Origin of the sequence: Brucella pecoris, assembly GCF_006376675.1 — a bacterium.
GTDB classification, from domain to species: domain Bacteria; phylum Pseudomonadota; class Alphaproteobacteria; order Rhizobiales; family Rhizobiaceae; genus Brucella; species Brucella pecoris.
In genome coordinates, this window is sequence record NZ_VEWK01000015.1 from 27,260 (window position 1) to 43,726 (window position 16,467).

Below are 16,467 nucleotides of genomic sequence, written 5' to 3' on the forward strand. Positions count from 1 at the left end.
CAGGTGCTCGGGCGACTCCATCAGCATGGCATCGTGAGGGCACCAGAGATCCGGAGGCGCCCCTATGCTGCGCGTTGCAGCCGACTGAGACCCGCCGATGTGTACGCTACGGCTCGAAAATGCCGCACGGCAGTTCGAGGCGGCTTCCAATACCGATAACTATTGTTCTCAATCGCCTCAGCAATGAAGGAGGTTGAGAATGCCAAAGACCGAAACTTCTCAAATCAGGCGAACAATCCGGCGCCACCAATTGCGCGAGATGGTGCCGATGGCTGACAGCACAATTTATGAAATGGAGCAGCGTGGTGAATTTCCCCGTCGGTTCGCGCTCTCGCCACGGTGTATCGTTTGGGACCTAGCCGAGGTCGAGGCCTGGCTGATGGCGCGGCGGGCTGCCCCGATCCGTCGTGCACAGCACCCAGACGTCACCAAGCGCAAAACCCGACCGGTCAAAGGGCGGGATCAAGCTCCATCACAGGCATAGCTGTCGGCAGAAGCGTCGGGGCGTGCTTCCGACCGTCGATCCAGGCGTCTACGGTATCCGCCCACTGCTGCATCATATGCCGACGCTGCACCTCATACTCGGCCTTGTTGTAAACGCCGCGCGATGAACGCCCGTCCTCGTGCGCAAGGCACTTTTCGATCCAGTCGCTGTTAAAGCCCAGCTCATTTAGTAGCGTCGAGCCCGTCCGCCTCAGATCATGGACCGTGAAAGGCTCCAGCGGCAACCCCTCCTTCTTGGCCTGTTCGACGACCGCATAGGTTACCCGATTGAAGGTCGCGCGCGACATCGGCGCGTCCGCGTCGTACCGAGACGGCAACAGATATCGGGAGTTGCCGGAGCAGGTCTTGAGCGCGATCATGATATCCAACGTCTGTCGGCACAGGTAGACGTTGTGGGGCTTTGATCGCTTCATGCGCTCCTTCGGGATTGTCCAGACAGCGTTGTCGAAATCGATCTCGTCCCAGACCGCATCCTGCAACTCGCTCTTCCGGACCATGGTGAGGAGATAGAGCTTCATACCGAGGCGGATCGTTGGCAACGTCGCGACATGCTCGAGCTGTTTGAACATGATGCGGATCTCGGCGGGCGAAAGCGCGCGGTCCTTTGGCGTAAAAGTGGCGATCGAGGCCGGGCCTACGTCATCGGCCGGGTTGGCGACCTTCTCACCGTGGAGAATGGCGAAGCCGTAGATTTGCTTCAGGATATCCCTCACGTGGATGGCGGTCGCTGGCGCTCCCCGTTCGACGATCTTGCCGCAGTGAGCGCGCAGATCATCGGGAGTGATCTCTGTCAGGAGACGATTCCGCCAGACGGGCATGAGTTCGCGCTCAAAGATGGAGCGGCGCATCGCGCGGGTGCTATCAGCCATGGTCGCGTTGGTCAGCCATTTCTCGCCGAACTGGCCGAAGCTCTTTGCTTCTTTGATCCGGCGCTTCTCCCGCTGCTTCTCGATGGCGGGGGATCGCCCCTCGGCAATCGCCCGGCGCGCATCGATGCATAGCTCTCGAGCCCTGGCGAGCGATATCCCGTCACGGGCATACCTACCGAGATAGACGGTCTCCCGCCTGCCGTTCAGCCGATAGTCGAGCCTGAACGAGATGGCGCCCGACGGTGCAACGCGCACATACATGCCGTCACGATCAGATACCTTGTACATTTTGGCTTTTGGTTTCAGACACTTAAGTGCTGCATCGGTCAACATTTCGGGTCTCCTCGCGGAAAAGTACCGTCACGCGGTTTTTGGAGGCCGATGTGGTCGAAAACGCTTATATTTCAGCGCATTAGATCGAAAAAAGTACCGTCATTTGCCTCGCTTGACCTGACGGTACTTTCGTTTTCCCGGTTTATCAATGGGGGCGAGGCCCGTCAGCAAGGCCGACGAACGCGATCTATGCCCACCGATAGATGTCGATAGGCATAGAAGGAATTTATTTGTGTTTTCAGTTGGTTGGATCGTACTTCAGCGTAAATTCGGCGGCGTTCGGAGGGGCCTGAATCATTCCCACTCGATGGTGCCCGGCGGCTTCGAGGTCACGTCGTAGACGACGCGATTGATGCCGCGGACTTCATTGATGATGCGCGTGGCCGCATTGCCAAGGAAGTTCATATCGTAGTGGTAGAAGTCCGCCGTCATACCGTCCACGGACGTCACGGCGCGCAGCGCGCAGACGAACTCATAAGTACGGCCATCGCCCATCACGCCGACGGTCTGGACCGGCAGCAGAACGGCGAAAGCCTGCCAGATGGCATCGTAGAGGCCAGCCTTGCGGATTTCGTCGAGATAGATCGCATCGGCTTCACGCAGGATTTCCAGCTTGTCGCGGGTAATGCCGCCTGGGCAGCGGATAGCAAGGCCCGGACCCGGGAACGGGTGACGACCGATGAAGCTGTCCGGCAGGCCGAGTTCCTTGCCGAGCATACGAACTTCGTCCTTGAACAACTCGCGCAGCGGCTCGACGAGCTGCATTTTCATGCGCTCGGGCAGACCGCCTACATTGTGGTGCGACTTGATCGTGACCGAAGGACCGCCGGTAAACGAGACGCTTTCGATGACGTCCGGGTAGAGCGTGCCCTGTACAAGGAAATCCGCGCCGCCGAGCTTTTTGGCTTCTTCTTCGAACACTTCAATGAAGAGACGGCCAATCGTCTTGCGTTTCTTTTCCGGATCGCTTTCGCCTTCCAGCTCGCCGATGAAGCGATCGGCTGCGTCCACGAGGATCAGCGGAAGATTATAATGTTCGCGGAACATTTCCACGACCTGCTGCGCTTCGTTTTTGCGCATCAGACCATGATCGACGAGAATGCAGGTAAGCTGATCGCCAATGGCTTCATGCGCCAGAAGTGCCGCAACGGAGGAATCGACGCCGCCGGAAAGAGCGCAGATAACCTTGCCGCTGCCAACCTGCTTGCGGATCGCCTCGACGGCCTGTTCGCGATAGGCGCCCATCGTCCAGCCCGGCTTCACGCCGACGATGCGGTGAACGAAATTCTGCAACAGCTTCGCGCCATCCGGCGTATGCACGACTTCCGGGTGGAACTGCACGCCGTAATATTTACGCTTTTCGTCGGCGATGGCCGCAAAAGGTGCATTCGGCGAGGTGCCGATGATGGTGAACCCGTCGGGAAGCGAGGTGACGCGGTCACCATGGCTCATCCAGACCTGATGGCGGGTGCCCTTGGCCCAGATGCCGGCGAAAAGCGGGCTGTCTTCCTGCACGTCGAGGAAAGCGCGGCCGAATTCGCGGTCATGACCGCTTTCCACCTTGCCGCCTAGCTGGGCGCACATGGTCTGTTCACCGTAGCAGATGCCGAGGACAGGAATGCCTTCTTCGAAGACCGCTTGCGGCGCGCGCGGCGAGCCGATATCGGTCGTAGAATGCGGGCTGCCCGAGAGGATGACGCCTTTCGGCTTCAGCCGCTTGAATGCCTCTTCCGCAGACTGAAACGGGACGATTTCGCAATAGACGTTGGCTTCGCGTACACGTCGCGCAATCAGCTGCGTGACCTGGCTGCCAAAGTCGATGATGAGGATTGTGTCAGGATGTGCCGTGGTGCTCATGTGCAGCATCTATTTAAAAAGTGATCGGGATGCAATGGCTATATGAGGTATAGACGTCATGCTCAACAAGTGCATTATCAAAAAACGGCCTATGCTGACACACTGTTGTCAGGAGCAAACAGCAGCCCGTTAGCGATTGCACCCTCTAAACGTTCGACGGCATTTGCCAGCTTTTCATCGATAATATGCAGATATTGAGTCCAATCCCCTACATGCTGCAATTCGTTTGCACCATCGGATATACCGCGGAGCCCGACAATCGGAACTCCGGCAAGCTGGCATGCACGCAGACAGGCATATGTTTCCATGTCGACCATATCTGCCTCAATTGACGCATAGGCTTTGCCAGAAACGATATTTGCGCCCGTCGAAAGCGACGCGGCGGCGATTCCCGGTACGGATATAGGGAGCTCGATCACCTTGGGCAGATCAAGAAACGGCGTGGTTCCTTTTTCAAACCCAAGTGGCGAGGCATCCATGTCGCGATACGATACAGATGACGCCTGGAACACTTCCGCTTGCGGCAATTTTGCTGAGCCTGCAGAGCCAAGCGAAACCACGAGGTCAGGCTTTTCGTCTGCCTGCACCAAACCTGCAAGAGCATATGCAAGATTGGCGGCTGCTTCGACTGGTCCTACCCCGATCATGAGTGGCGTGAAGAGTTTCGCCAGATGGCGCCCATATTCGGCATCGACAGCCATAATGTAAAGCAGGCGCTTTCCGGCGACGATTTTCATCATCCCTGCAGGCCTTTTCTGTCCTGCACGACCATCATCGTTCCGGTCATCGTTGCTATGAGGCGTACCTCCGTATCGGTAACCGCGAATGCCTGTCCGTCGCTAACCATGATCGTACGGCCAGGCTTGGTGACCTCGCCACGAAACAGGAAACGCTCCCCTTTACCGGCTGCCAGCAGGTTTACCTTGAATTCGATGGTCAGCACAGCGGCATCGGATGGCATCAACGTCAGCGCTGCATAGCCGCAGGCAGAATCAAGCGCTGCAGAAATCATACCCGCATGGAGAATGCCGTGCTGTTGGGTCAGCTCCTCGCGAAACGGCATCTCAACTTCCACGATACCAGGTTCGCAACGTGTCAGTTCCGCACCAATCAGTTTCATTGCGGCCTGCCGCCCGAAACTTTCCTCGACACGTTCCTTGAAATCCGGTTCCGCTACGCGGTGCGCTGACATCCGGTCCCCCGTTCTATTTTGACCTTTGCAGAATGCTCACATAAAACCCGTCAGTGCCAGTGGACAATGGCGAAAATACAGAGCCGTGAGATGGGAATACCGGCTTCGCGTCACCGGCATCCGCGACAACTGTATCCCACAAAGTCTGCGGCGCAACTTCCATGAAGTTGGCGTTATCCGCGAGAAACTGCGCAACCTGTCGCGTATTTTCTTCCGCAAAGAGCGAGCAGGTAACATAGGCAAGCCGCCCGCCCTGCTTCACATAATGCTTTGCAGATTCCAGCACTTCTGTCTGATCTTGAACACGTCGCTCAAGCTGCTGGAGATTCAGTCGCCATTTCGCATCCGGGCGGCGGCGCCATGTGCCGGAACCCGTGCAAGGCGCATCGGTCAGCACGAGGTCCATCTGACCCGTGAGCGGGTCGAGTGCATCAATATTTCCATGCACCTGCGTGTTGCGCACGCCAGCGCGCTGCAATCGCTCATGCATGGGCGAAAGCCGCGCACGTTCCGCGTCATAGGCGTGTATTTGACCGCTATTTTTCATCGCAGCAGCCAATGCCAACGTCTTGCCGCCAGCCCCAGCACAATAGTCAAGCACGTGCTGACCTGGCTTTGCACCAGCAAAAAGCGCGGCAAGCTGCGAGCCCAGATCCTGAACTTCGAACCAACCATCGAGAAAAGCCTGTTCGCCCTGTACATTCGGATGGCGGCCAAGTGCTTCGATCGGCGGAATACGTAGCGCCTGCTGCAATAACGGTGCGGATGCAGCACCGGCCTTTTCAAGCGCGGCAAGTGTTTGTTCAGGCTTTGCCTTCAGGCTGTTGACACGCAGATCGACTGGCGGCCGCGTAGCCAACGCTCTGCCTTCTTCCACCCAACGCTCACCGAAAAGCTCCTCGAACGACGACGCGCACCACTCAGGTATATCGGCCTGAATATGAGCGGGAGCTTCATTGATGTCGCGACTTTCCCACGCAATACGACGCGGCTGTTCCAGCGTTCCAGGTGCAAATTTGTCGCCATCCAGTACCGCATCTATAGCCGCATTATCCATACCGCCATCGGCCAGCAGAGCGCCGAATGCCAAAGCGCGTGCATCATCGGCGTCCATTCGCCATGCGATGGACAGCTTACGGCGTAGCGCATCATAGACGATATTGCCGATCACAGCGCGGTCGCCTGCGCCTGCGAAACGGTGGGAAGCGCCCCAATCCTTCAACACGTCAGAAGCCGGGCGCGTGCCCGCTTCAATCTCGCCTAAAACCTCGATAGCCGCCTGCAGACGTCCGCCAAGCCGCATTGTGTCTCCTTCTCGAATGCCTGATCGGGCATAGCCTTCATTACAGGGAAAAGGCAATCGGCAAATCAAAACAAAAAGCCGGAGCTGCAAGCTCCGGCTTTCTTTCAAGCTTATAACGACGGATTATTCAGCCGCTGTTGCCTCTTCGTTGGTGGCAATCGTATTGGCTTCGTAGCCATGTGCTACCTTCAGCGCTTTGCGCACACCGGCTTCGTAATCCGGGTGGATGAGTTTGAAGTGACCTAGCTGACGCTCGACGATGAAGCCCGGCACCCCACCCATTGCTGCGGCAATATTGGAGAACAGCCGATGTTTCTGCCCGTCATCGAACAGATTAAACAGAGCTCGCGGCTGCGAGTAATCGTCATTACCAACACGATGGTCATAACGATCGGCATTGCCGGAGAGACGCAACGGCGGCTCCTTGGCTGATGGCTGCTCGACCGGGCCGTTAAACGAATTCGGCTCGTAATAAGCATCCGGATTGCCGGTTTTGATACCGCCATAAACATTCATCTGGCCATCGCGATGGTAGTGATGAACCGGACACTTCGGCTGATTAACCGGAATGCTCTCGTAATGCGTGCCAAGACGGTGACGGTGTGCATCCGCATAAGAGAAGACCCGCGCCTGCAGCATCTTGTCAGGCGAATAGCTGATGCCTGGGACGATATTCGATGGCGAGAAAGCCGCGTTCTCAATCTCGGTGAAGTAGTTTTCCGGATTGCGGTTCAGCTCCATGATGCCGATATCGATCGGCTGATAGTCCGCATGCGGCCAGACCTTGGTGAGGTCAAATGGATTGTACGGCGTCTTGTCAGCATCGAGTTCCGGCATGATCTGCACCTGAACCTTCCATTTCGGGAAATCTCCCTTGTCTATGGAGGTGAACAGGTCTTCCTGTGTGGATTCACGCGTACGGCCAATCACATTCTCGGCTTCTGCATTGGTCCAGTGCTTGTGACCTTGCATGGTCTTGAAATGGAACTTGACCCAATAGCGCTCGCCCGCATCGTTCCAGAACGAATAAGTATGAGAACCGTATCCGTTGATGTGACGCACATCGGTCGGCAAACCGCGATCCGACATCAGGATTGTCACCTGATGCAAGCTTTCCGGCGAGAGTGACCAGAAGTCCCACATCGCAGTCGCCGAACGCAGATTTGTCTTGGGATGACGCTTCTGAGTGTGGATGAAATCCGGAAATTTGACCGGGTCGCGCACGAAAAACACGGGTGTGTTATTGCCGACCAGATCCCAATTGCCTTCTTCTGTATAAAACTTAAGAGCGAAGCCGCGTACATCGCGCTCGGCATCAGCCGCACCCTGCTCACCGGCAACGGTCGAGAAACGCGCCAGCATCGGCGTTTTAGCGCCTGGCTGCAGAGCCTTGGCTTTGGTGTATTTCGAAATGTCGCCGGTAATGGTCAGCGTACCATGGGCACCCCAGCCCTTGGCGTGGACAGCACGCTCTGGAATGCGTTCGCGGTTCTGATGGCTCAGTTTTTCAATGAGCTGATAATCCTGCATCAAGAGAGGGCCGCGCTCGCCCGCACTCAGGGAATTCTGGTTGTCCGGTATCGGAGCGCCTGCACTCGTCGTCATTGTCGGGCGATCTGCCATGGGAATTCCCTCCTGAAAAAACCAATATTGGAATACGACTAGCCTTGCTAGAAGCATAACACGGTTCGTCCGCGTCATACCGTGGCTAGGTAACGGGCTCAGATTAGACCCATTCCAATCATAATCTCCAATTGCTTTTCCGATTATTTTCGATAAGTTTTTCCTATCATGTTCACTGTACGTCAAATGCGCTATTTCGAAGCGCTTGCCACCACGCTGCATTTCCGCAAAGCCGCGCAACTGGCCCACGTCTCCCAACCCGCGTTATCGGCCCAGATCGCGGAAATGGAAGCCCTTGCAGGCGCACCACTCTTTGAGCGCTCTCAGCGGCAGGTCATAATGACAGAGCTCGGCAAGCAACTTTATCCGGGTATCCAGACAGTCTTGCGCGAACTTCACGCACTTGAAGAAATAGCTGCGCAAAGCCGGGGATTGCTGCAAACGAGACTACGGCTAGGCATCATTCCGACTGTTGCGCCTTATCTGGTTCCCGTTCTCATTCCCCTTTTGCGCGAACGGCATCCGTCGTTCCGCCTTCAATTGCGGGAAAGTGTAACCGCGAAACTTCTCGATGAATTACATGCGGGTGAAATCGATGCGATACTGGCCGCTTTGCCGATTGACGACGAACGGCTTGCGCAAAAAAAACTGTTTGATGACCACTTTTTGATCGCGACCTCCACCGATGATCGAACGGTTCTGGCTTCGCCTATGACACAGGACAATGTCGCTCTTGACCGTTTACTCCTGTTGGAAGAAGGACATTGCATGAGGGAGCAGGCATTGGCCGTCTGTTCTCTGCCTCCGCAGCGCCAGCTTGTAAAATATGGCGCTACCAGCATGACCACCCTTTTACAAATGGTAAGCCATGGCATGGGACTGACATTGATTCCAGAGATAGCAGTGCGTGCAGAAACTCGTGGCAATCATATGCGCATCGTCCCTTTTGACGGCGAGCAGCCAAAACGAGAGATTGCACTTTTCTGGCGCCGACAGAGCATGCGCCGCAAGGATTTCCTGGCACTTGGCGATTGCATCACCGAAAGCGCCAGCGGACTTCTCATCAATCCAAAAGAATTAGAAGCCCTCACAAAATAAAAAGGGCGGCTTGAAGCCGCCCTTTCGTGAATGCACTGAAAACAGGCCTTACATACCGCCCGGATAATTCGGGCTTTCCCGTGTGATTGCGACACCATGTGAATGGCTCTCCCGCAAACCGGCATTGGAAATGCGCACGAAGGTTGCCTTCTCGCGGAATTCCGCCAACGTCTTCGCGCCTACATAGCCCATGGATGCACGCAGGCCACCAGCGAGCTGGTGCAAAACGGCGGAAATTGGACCCTTATAGGCTACCTGTCCTTCAATACCTTCCGGTACAAGTTTCAGTTCGTCCCGCACTTCCGCCTGGAAATAACGGTCAGCCGAACCGCGAGCCATGGCACCGACCGAACCCATACCGCGATAAGCTTTGAATGAACGGCCCTGATGCAGATAGACCTCGCCGGGGCTTTCTTCCGTACCGGCCAGCAGGGAACCAGCCATCGCCGCGACCGCGCCAGCGGCCAGCGCTTTGGCAAAATCGCCAGAGAACTTGATGCCGCCATCTGCTATCACAGGGATATTCTGCTTCTGTGCAGCCTCTACGGCAGACATAATGGCCGAAAGCTGGGGGACGCCGACACCGGCAACGATACGTGTGGTACAGATCGAGCCCGGTCCGATACCCACCTTGACAGCATCCGCTCCTGCATCGATCAGCGCCTGCGTACCAGCAGTCGTCGCCACATTGCCTGCAAGAATTGCAACATTCGGATAGGCTTTCTTGATACGAGCAACAGCGTCGAGAACACGCTGCGAATGGCCGTGGGCAGTATCCACGACCAGCAGATCGACGCCCGCTTCAATCAGGCGCTCCGCACGTTCGTAACCGTCTTCACCGACGCTGGTTGCTGCTGCAGCGCGCAGACGCCCCTGAGCATCCTTGGCGGCATTCGGATTGAGCTGCGACTTTTCGATGTCCTTGACCGTCACCAGACCGACACAACGACCCTGGTCATCAACGACAAGCAGCTTTTCAATGCGATGAGCGTGCAAGAGACGCTTTGCTTCGTCCTGATTGACGTTCTCGCGAACCGTAATGAGGTTCTCGCGAGTCATCAGCTCGTGGATTTTCTGTTTTGGATCAGAAGCGAAACGGACGTCGCGATTGGTCAATATCCCAACAAGCCGTCCGGGGCCTTTGGTTGCATTCTCAACGACCGGAATGCCAGAAATTCCGTGCGCCTTCATCAATGCCTGCGCATCCGCCAATGTGGCGTCTGGCCCGATGGTGACCGGGTTTACAACCATGCCGGATTCGAACTTCTTCACCTGGCGGACTTCTTCGGCCTGACGCTCCGGTGTCAGATTGCGATGAATGACACCAATGCCGCCGGCCTGTGCCATCGCGATGGCCAAGCGGGATTCTGTCACTGTATCCATGGCAGCGGATAGAAGAGGAAGGTTAAGTTCGATATCCTTGGCGATGCGCGTGCGCAGATCAACCTGCCCCGGCATTACTTCTGAATGGCCCGGCTGCAACAGCACATCGTCGAATGTGAGAGCGAGAGCGCCAGTGGACGATTCCACGATTTTAGCCATTGCCAATTCCTTTGCCGATCTGATCGAATGAGAAAAGCCGCCTCTCCGGAATATTTCCGCGAGCAGCGACGTGTCTGGTTTGTTAGGTTGAATTGGCACCGGCTGGTAACACGGTTATGACCAAATGGAAAGCCTTTTACTGACAAGTTTCAGTTACCGATAGGGATTTGCGTGGTAAATCTCTGCGCACGTCGAATTCGGGCAGCAACAGGTTTGCAGGGGCAAAGTGAGAAAATCCTATAAACGCGTTCCGATTATCCGCCGGTCAAAAGCCATGTGGATGTCACCGCATGTCTGGAAACCACGGTTGGTCTTCTGGTGCGGTGCTTTGGCCATAGGCCTTATCAGCGTCGGGTTTGCCGAAGCTGCTGACATTGCACAGCATTGGTTCAAGACCCTCACGAATGGAAGCGCCTGGCGCACGTGGCTTCCCCTGCTTATCACCCCTCTTGGGTTTATGGCCTGTTCCTGGGTGGCTCTCTCCTGGTTTCCGAATTCCGGCGGAAGCGGCATCCCGCAGGCAATCGCCGCACGTCACTTACACGATCATGAAGATCGATTCCTGCTGCTTTCGATCAGAACAGCCATCGGTAAAATCGTGCTTACTCTGGTAGGGCTTTTCAGTGGTGCATCTATTGGGCGTGAAGGCCCTACCGTGCAGATCGGCGCGTCCATCATGATGCAGTCGGCGCGTTTTGGTGGCATGGAACAAGCACGTGGCCTCATTCTCGCCGGCTCGGCTGCCGGCATTGCCGCCGCTTTCAACACACCTCTGGCAGGTGTCGTCTTCGCGATCGAGGAAATGGGGCGTGCCTATGCCGCCCGGACCAACGGGCTTGTATTATCCGCCGTCATTCTCGCCGGTCTTGCTTCGCTTGGTCTCGTTGGTAATTATAATTATTTCGGCCTAACTACCGTTACTGCCTCGACTGGCAAGGACTGGGTTCTGGTGATCGCCTGTGGGGTAATCGGCGGAGCATTCGGCGCTGCCTTCAGTGCGCTCGCACTTGAACTGGGACGCCGTGTCCGACGTCGTGTTCAAAAAGCTCCCCTTCGCAATGCAGTGGTTTTCGCAGGAATTTGCGGCCTCCTCGTCGCAATCATCGGCATCGCATCCGGCGGATCGACCTTCGGCGCAGGTTACGATCAGGCCCGGAGCGCTGTCGAAGGAGGGGCCCTTCCACCACTTTACTTCTTCGGGAAATTCCTTGCCGGGCTCCTCTCCATGATTTCGGGGATACCGGGCGGGATATTTGCGCCGTCTTTATCGGTCGGCGCGGGCCTTGGCAGCACAATCGGTCTTGTTCTTGGAACCAGTGCCAGCCTAGCTGCCGTGCTCGGAATGGCTGGCTATTTTGCTGGCGTCGTTCAGGCACCAATGACTGCTTTTGTCATCATTCTGGAAATGACCGGCAATCATAACAACGTCATCCCCCTCATGTGTGCATCAATGCTGGGTTATGGCACCGCGCGGCTCATATCAAATGAGCCGCTCTATCACGCCCTCTCGCGTGATTATGTGGCTGACGTGCTCCGCCAGCGCCGAGCGCGCGAAAAGAATATGCTCTCTTAACAGAGCAAAAACGGAGGAGAAAACTGTTCATGGATCGCAGAACATTTGCCAAGTCGCTTGCAGGAGTTGGAGCAATGCCCTTTGTCATCAATGCCGCATCGGCAGCTACTGAGGGAGGAGCAAACATGCTGGAACTTATGGGTGGAAGCATCACGGATGTACCCGGAATCAAGCTGGGACACCATACACTGACAAAACGCCCGACCGGCTGCACCGTTCTTCTTTGCGAGGAAGGCGCTGCTGCAGGCGTCGATGTGCGCGGCTCTGCACCTGGTACACGCGAAACAGACCTGCTCGATCCGATCAACTATGTCCAACAGGTTCAGGCCATCCTGCTTTCAGGTGGCAGCGCCTACGGTCTGGCCGCTGCGACTGGCGTGATGCGTTATCTTGAAGAAAACAATCTCGGCTTCAAGATCGGCAAAGGCGTCGTTCCAATTGTACCGGCTGCAATCCTGATGGACCTCGGCGTTGGTGATTTTTCTGTGCGTCCCGATGAGGAGGCTGGGTATTTGGCATGCAAAGCCGCCAAGGCAGAAGCTTCCGGGGAAGGTAATATCGGCGCAGGTGCTGGAGCAACCGTCGGCAAGATGTTCGGCATGGACTACGCCATGAAGGGCGGGCTTGGTACAGCCAGTTATAAGGTGCCAGGAACTGAAATTGTGGTGGGAGCTATTGTTGCCGTCAATGCCGTCGGGGATGTCTACGCGCCGAACTCGCGCCAGATCCTGGCAGGTGCTCGGGCAGAAGACGGCAAAAGCTTCCGCGATACGATGTCTGCCATTATGCAGGGCCACGGGGTGGTCAAGTCCGGCGGTGCCAACACGACGATCGGCGCAATAGCGACCAATGTTCCGTTCGACAAGGCTCAACTCAAAAAGATCGCTGGCATGGCACATGACGGCTTTGCGCGCACGATCAATCCGATCCACACAATGTGGGATGGCGACACGATATTCGCACTTTCGACTGGCAAGGCAAAAGGTGTTGAAGCCGATGTGACGGCAATTGGAGCGATTGCCGCAACTGTTATGGCAGAAGCTGTGGCACGCGCGGTTATCAATGCTGACAGCCTTCAGGATTTGAATTTGCCAGCATATAAGGATTACGCCCCATAATAAGGTGGTTATCTGCTGACAATATCGTGTATTTCGGTGGTGCCCGTGAATGCACGTAAGGCAGTCTGAGCTAGCTGTAGAAGCATGTTCTTTACAGAAGCGAATCCTTCTATAGTCCGCCTATGCCAATACGACACTTAAGCGAAACCATCATCAATCAGATCGCGGCGGGCGAAGTCATCGAACGCCCCGCCAGCGTCATCAAGGAACTTGTGGAGAATGCCATTGACGCTGGCGCGACCCGCATTGAGGTCGTGACAGGCGGCGGCGGCAAGACATTGTTGCGCGTGACGGACAATGGTTCTGGAATTCCCGTCGATGAGCTTCCATTGGCCGTCTCTCGCCACTGCACTTCCAAACTGTCAGACGACGTGCACGACATTCGGGCATTGGGATTTCGTGGGGAAGCTCTGCCATCTATTGGGTCAGTTGCAAAACTGACACTCAAATCGCGACCGCAGGACGCCGATTCCGGCTTCGAAGTTTCGGTTTCCGGCGGCCACCTCGATGGTCCCCGCCCCGCCGCATTGAATCGGGGCACAATTGCCGAGGTGCGCGATCTTTTTTACGCGACGCCTGCCCGTCTCAAGTTCATGAAGACGGATCGCGCTGAAGCTTCCGCCATAAGCGATGTCATCAAACGCATCGCAATTGCCTTTCCACATGTCCGCTTTTCGCTCGCGGGCACCGACCGGACACCGCTGGATCTAGCCGCAACCGGTAGCGGAGCGGAAGCAACACTCGAACGTATCAATCAGGTGCTTGGAAAAGAATTCGGCGAAAACGCCCTTGCTATCGATGCCGAGCGCGACGGTGTGCGTCTGGCCGGGTTTGTCGGCATACCCTCCCATAATCGTGGCAATGCCCTGCATCAGTTTGCCTATGTGAATGGTCGCCCAGTGCGTGACAAGCAGCTTTTCGGTGCGTTGCGCGGAGCCTATGCAGATGTCATGGCACGCGATCGTCATCCGGTTGCCGTATTGTTTCTGACATTGGATCCGGCTCTGGTCGACGTCAATGTGCACCCTGCCAAAGCTGATGTGCGATTCCGAGACCCAGGTCTGGTACGCGGATTGATTGTCGGGGCGATCAAACAAGCACTGGCACAATCGGGCATTCGGCCTGCGACCAGCGGTGCCGATGCCATGCTGCAAGCCTTCCGCGCTGAAGGGTTCCAGCCGTCATCGTCATCATTCGCATCCCGTTCAACATCTACAGGTTATGCTTCTAGCGGCTGGCGTCCTGCACCTTCTGCACCAAGAAGCGAATGGTCTCCGCAGACTGCACATCCAGCTCATCGGCCACTCGACTTCGCAGCATCACCATCTTTCCATGAAAGTGACCAGGCGAGCCTCGCCGCTGTTATTGTTCCTACGGCAGATGCTCGGGCGACGCTCGATGACGCACCGGTTGAACTTCAGCAGAAACCGCTTGGGGCAGCCCGTGCCCAAATCCACGCGAACTATATAGTATCTCAGACAGAAGACAGCCTTGTCATTGTGGACCAGCATGCCGCTCACGAACGCCTTGTCTACGAAGCGCTGAAAAATGCCCTGCATTCCCGCCCGATACCGGGACAAATGTTGCTTATTCCAGAAATCGTGGATCTACCGGAAGAAGACGCCGAACGTCTTGCAATCCACGCAGAAACACTTGCGCGCTTCGGTCTTGGTATTGAGCAATTTGGGCCAGGTGCTATTGCTGTGCGTGAAACGCCTGCAATGCTGGGAGAAATGAACGTGCCGCAAATGATCCGCGACCTTTCCGATGAGATCGCGGAACATGATACTTCGGATGGGCTAAAAGCCATGCTGAACCATGTCGCCGCAACCATGGCCTGTCACGGCTCCGTACGTTCGGGGCGACGGTTGAAGCCTGAAGAAATGAATGCACTTCTGCGCGAAATGGAAGCCACTCCCGGTTCAGGCACCTGCAACCACGGCCGCCCAACCTATATCGAACTGAAGTTGACGGATATCGAACGGCTTTTTGGCAGGCGCTGATAGAATTACGACGAAGCAGGATGCGGTACTGCTGGACGCAGTGCCCGGTGCTTGCTAGAGTTGACTACAAAGGTTTTAGTCACATGAATAAATTTGAATCGCCCCGTTCCTCCGAAGCTGTTCTGCGCTATCTCGACGGTGATTATGAAATCATCAGACACGGAGCTTATGTCGCGTGCGCCGTGACCGGTGCCCATATTCCGCTCGATGAATTGAAATATTGGAGCGTCTCGCGGCAAGAACCCTATGCAACCGGCCTGATTTCTTTTGAGCGTGAGCTGGAAGTCAACCCTGAATTGCGCAGCCGCAAGAAGGCTTAGAACGCGTTTCGGTCTGATTGAATCAAATCGGCGCGTCTCAACTGTTTGTTTTAACGCGCATCTTGTTCCGAAAACCGTTTCACACTTCTCGGGATGCGCTTTAGGTCAACTCGTAGCACGGTTTTTAAAGCGCCCGATGATCGTATCCAGAATGTGGTCAAGCGCATCATTGCGGGTAAATTTAAGATCTATGTCAAGGACGGCAAGTTTCGCGGCAAACCCAACGGGAATTCCGATCATCGTGGCTAGACGCACCTGATCCTTCGCCGTGGTGATCAACCCCAACCCTTGACGACGAGCCGTATCCATCAAGCTACGAATATCGTCCGGTCCAAAATTGTGGTGATCGGGGAACGAGCGCGTTTCCACAATCTCACCGCCTGCTTCAGCGACGCTTGCATAGAACTTCTCAGGATTACCGATGCCGGCAAATGCAAGCCAGCGATTACCCGCTACAGGTGTGGACGACGATGGTTCTAGCCAGGCTTCATATATTGGCCTACCTGCTCGCGCCGCCTGACGGATTACGAAATCAGCACCATCGCCCTTACCGATACGCAACAATCCGTCTGTCTTACGCATCTGATCTATCAGCGGAGCCCGCAAAGGCCCTGCCGGTATAACTCTACCGTTGCCAATACCGCGCGTCGCATCCACCACCAGCAGCGAAAAATCGGCAAAAAGCCGCGCGCTTTGAAAGCCGTCATCCATAATGATGAAGTCGCAACCGAGCGTTTGTAAATGTAGAGCCGCCTTCAGCCGATCAGGACAGAGAGCCACCGAAGCGTGTCGGGCAAGCAGAAGAGGCTCGTCCCCAACATAGCGAGCGCTGTCATGTGTGGCATCAACGACATGTAATCCCTTATACGCACCGCCATACCCGCGCGAGACAATTCCGGGCTTCATTCCCCGTGCTTTTACACCTTTCGCGAAGGCGATGGCAGTCGGTGTTTTTCCTGCTCCGCCTACGGTAAAATTGCCAACGCAGAGGACCGGAAGAGAAATCTTCGGCGGCTCCGCTCTCAAAAGCCGACGCCCTGCCACCGCTCCGTAGAGCCAGGCAGCAGGTGCCAGAGATAAAGCTCGCCAATCAGGTTTTTCCCACCAGAAAGGCGGCGCCTCACTCACCATC

The 16,467-nt window shown here is 56.0% G+C and carries 14 protein-coding genes; 6 read left to right on the plus strand and 8 right to left on the minus strand.

The features are described 5' to 3' along the window. Positions 1–199 precede the first annotated feature (199 nt). Positions 200–484, plus strand: a complete 285-nt coding sequence (locus tag FIB18_RS21515; RefSeq protein WP_140022663.1) for a helix-turn-helix transcriptional regulator — start codon at positions 200–202, stop codon at positions 482–484. Here the strand turns inward: FIB18_RS21515 and FIB18_RS21520 are convergent. The 6 genes from FIB18_RS21520 to katA form a co-directional block, all read right to left on the minus strand. Then, complete coding sequence (locus FIB18_RS21520; protein ID WP_140022664.1) at positions 450–1,706, minus strand: tyrosine-type recombinase/integrase; 1,257 nt, start codon at positions 1,704–1,706, stop codon at positions 450–452. The genes FIB18_RS21515 and FIB18_RS21520 overlap by 35 nt on opposite strands. 294 nt (positions 1,707–2,000) lie before the next feature. Further along, positions 2,001–3,563, minus strand: a complete 1,563-nt coding sequence (guaA, locus tag FIB18_RS21525) for a glutamine-hydrolyzing GMP synthase (protein ID WP_140022665.1) — start codon at positions 3,561–3,563, stop codon at positions 2,001–2,003. Positions 3,564–3,652: 89 nt separating this feature from the next. Continuing rightward, on the minus strand, positions 3,653–4,303 hold the full coding sequence (locus FIB18_RS21530) for a 5'-methylthioadenosine/S-adenosylhomocysteine nucleosidase (protein WP_140022666.1): 651 nt from the start codon (positions 4,301–4,303) through the stop codon (positions 3,653–3,655). Continuing rightward, positions 4,300–4,755 carry a PaaI family thioesterase gene (locus tag FIB18_RS21535; RefSeq protein ID WP_140022667.1) on the minus strand — a complete coding sequence of 152 codons (456 nt, stop codon included), beginning with the start codon at positions 4,753–4,755 and terminating at the stop codon, positions 4,300–4,302. Before FIB18_RS21535 ends, FIB18_RS21530 begins: the two co-directional genes overlap by 4 nt. A gap of 13 nt (positions 4,756–4,768) precedes the next feature. Then, complete coding sequence (locus tag FIB18_RS21540) at positions 4,769–6,058, minus strand: RsmB/NOP family class I SAM-dependent RNA methyltransferase (protein WP_140022668.1); 1,290 nt, start codon at positions 6,056–6,058, stop codon at positions 4,769–4,771. 123 nt (positions 6,059–6,181) lie between these two features. Next, positions 6,182–7,681, minus strand: a complete 1,500-nt coding sequence (gene katA / locus FIB18_RS21545) for a catalase KatA (protein WP_140022669.1) — start codon at positions 7,679–7,681, stop codon at positions 6,182–6,184. 168 nt (positions 7,682–7,849) lie between these two features. On the opposite strand from katA, the gene FIB18_RS21550 reads away from it, so the two are divergent. Then, entirely contained in the window at positions 7,850–8,779 is a 930-nt protein-coding gene (locus tag FIB18_RS21550; protein WP_140022670.1) for a hydrogen peroxide-inducible genes activator, read from the plus strand. A gap of 48 nt (positions 8,780–8,827) precedes the next feature. Here FIB18_RS21550 and guaB read toward each other — a convergent pair whose 3' ends face one another. Further along, positions 8,828–10,321, minus strand: a complete 1,494-nt coding sequence (guaB, locus tag FIB18_RS21555; protein ID WP_140022671.1) for an IMP dehydrogenase — start codon at positions 10,319–10,321, stop codon at positions 8,828–8,830. A 226-nt stretch (positions 10,322–10,547) separates the two neighbouring features. Here guaB and FIB18_RS21560 point away from each other — a divergent pair, with 226 nt between their 5' ends. From FIB18_RS21560 to FIB18_RS21575, 4 genes are all read left to right on the plus strand, one after another. After that, positions 10,548–11,894 (plus strand): chloride channel protein, encoded by a 1,347-nt coding sequence (locus tag FIB18_RS21560; RefSeq protein ID WP_140022672.1) that lies wholly within the window; start codon positions 10,548–10,550, stop codon positions 11,892–11,894. A 29-nt stretch (positions 11,895–11,923) separates the two neighbouring features. After that, complete coding sequence (locus FIB18_RS21565) at positions 11,924–13,012, plus strand: P1 family peptidase (RefSeq protein WP_140022673.1); 1,089 nt, start codon at positions 11,924–11,926, stop codon at positions 13,010–13,012. Between the two features lie 122 nt (positions 13,013–13,134). Further along, a complete protein-coding gene (mutL, locus tag FIB18_RS21570) occupies positions 13,135–15,015 on the plus strand; it encodes a DNA mismatch repair endonuclease MutL (RefSeq protein ID WP_140022674.1) in 1,881 nt (626 codons plus the stop codon). Positions 15,016–15,098: 83 nt separating this feature from the next. Further along, positions 15,099–15,335, plus strand: coding sequence for a DUF2093 domain-containing protein (locus FIB18_RS21575; protein ID WP_140022675.1), 237 nt, complete (start codon positions 15,099–15,101; stop codon positions 15,333–15,335). Between the two features lie 105 nt (positions 15,336–15,440). On the opposite strand, the gene lpxK is transcribed toward FIB18_RS21575, so the two are convergent. After that, a complete protein-coding gene (gene lpxK / locus FIB18_RS21580; RefSeq protein WP_140022676.1) occupies positions 15,441–16,466 on the minus strand; it encodes a tetraacyldisaccharide 4'-kinase in 1,026 nt (341 codons plus the stop codon). Position 16,467: the final 1 nt, after the last annotated feature.